Consider the following 1824-nt stretch of genomic DNA (forward strand, 5'->3'; position numbering starts at 1 on the left):
AGGGGCTGACCAAAAAGGTCAGCCCTTTTCTTTTTGGAAGATAAAGGGCTGATTAGTAATTTTAGATACCACTCAAAAATTACTATGACAAAAATAAGCACTTCCCAGAAATTTAAAGCATATAGTCCCCAACAAGCTTTATTACTCCCCCCTTCCTTAGAAGAATTAATAGGAGCAAAACACCTTGTTCGAGTGGTGAATGAGGTTGTAGAGAGAATGGATCTGAGCCTTTTGATCCAGCAGTATTTAGGAGGAGGTACCAGCGCCTATCATCCCCGGATGCTGTTAAAGGTCCTTTTATACGCCTACAGCGTTAAGATTTATACAGGCCGTAAGATCGCCCAGGCGCTGAGCCAGGATATTCACTTTATGTGGCTGAGTGGGATGAGTCGGCCAGATTTTCGCACCATTAATAATTTCCGTAGCAGTAAAGCAAAAGAAGTTATAGAGGTTTTATTTAAAGAAATGCTGGAGTTTCTGTTGGAGCATAGCTATATTAAGATGGAAAATTACTTCTGTGATGGTAGTACATTCCGAGCAGATGCGAACCAACATAAAATGGTATGGAAAAAGAATGCAGAACGTTATAAAGCAGGGACCGAAGAGAAATGTCGTGCATTATTTAAGGAGATAGATCAACTCAACAGCGAGGAGGATCGTCAGTATGGCAAGGGAGATCTGGAGGAAAAAGGGGATGCTTCCAGCATAACACCGGAAGACATTCAGGCACAGGCGGTACTTCTGGATAAACAATTAGCAGAAGCTAGCAGCAACAAGAAAAGGCGTAAAGCGACTAGCTTAAGGAAGAAACTGTCAGAGGCAGAGAGTAAAATAGGGAAATATGATGCACAGATTGTCTCTGCAGGCAATCGTAGTGGGTATAACACGACCGATGAAGATGCCAGCGCGATGAGGATGAAAAACAAAGTAGAAGTATTGCCTGCATATAATGTAATGGCTGGAAGTGAACAACAGTTCATCACAGGCGTAAGTGTTCATCAGAATACCAATGATGGGGTGTGTTTTAAAGATCATCTAGAACAGGTCATTCCACATCAGCCTTTTAAACCGAAAAACATTATCGCAGACAGTATTTTCGGAACAGAACAGAATTATGAATTGCTGAAAGAATATGAAATAGAGAACTACATGAAGTTCCCTCTCTATCATAAAGAACAGACAAAGAAATTTAAAGAAAATGTGTTTTTAAAAGAGAACTTTCCCTACGATGTTTTAACAGACAGCTATCAATGTCCTGATGGCAGACTGTTAACCTTTAATCGGAAATATGTGCATACTCATAAACGCACAGGCTACCCATCTACTATAAAAGAATATAGTTGTGCTGATTGTAATAACTGTCCCTTTTATGATCAATGCTGCAAAGCGACAAAACAACAACATCGCAGTATCCAGATCAATGAAAAACTGGAAGATTATAAACAACAGACGCGGGAAAACCTAGGCACAGAAAAGGGAACCCGGTTAAAGAAGAAAAGGGGTGTTGAGATCGAAAGCTGCTTTGGAGACATCAAACATAATATGGGGTTCCGTCGCTTCCATCTCAGAGGGCTTAGAAAGGTGCAAACTGAAATTAACCTGGTAGCAATGGCCCATAATATCAGGAAGATCTGCTTACAAAGGCAAAGAAAAGCATCCTAAAAGGAGAAATTACCCAAAAAACACCCGCTTTTACCCTATTATCCTTCCCCAATTATTACAACACCAAATTGATACCAACAGGTACTAAAAAATATATGACCCGCCAGGGCGGGCCATATATTTTTTAGTTTTTATAGAAACTGACCTTTTTAGTCAGCCTCT

The 1824-nt window shown here is 40.2% G+C and carries 1 protein-coding gene; it reads left to right on the top strand.

The features are described from left to right. Positions 1-84: 84 nt before the first annotated feature. A complete protein-coding gene (locus BM176_RS32025) occupies positions 85-1662 on the top strand; it encodes an IS1182 family transposase (protein WP_090108485.1) in 1578 nt (525 codons plus the stop codon). The last annotated feature ends 162 nt before the right edge of the window (positions 1663-1824 follow it).

The organism is Chitinophaga sp. CF118, from assembly GCF_900112615.1.
In the GTDB taxonomy this organism is placed as follows: Bacteria; Bacteroidota; Bacteroidia; order Chitinophagales; family Chitinophagaceae; genus Chitinophaga.

Excerpts from the sequence above, each read along its gene's own strand:
- BM176_RS32025 (WP_090108485.1), top strand. The coding sequence starts at position 85 with ATGACAAAAATAAGCACTTCCCAGAAATTTAAAGCATATAGTCCCCAA.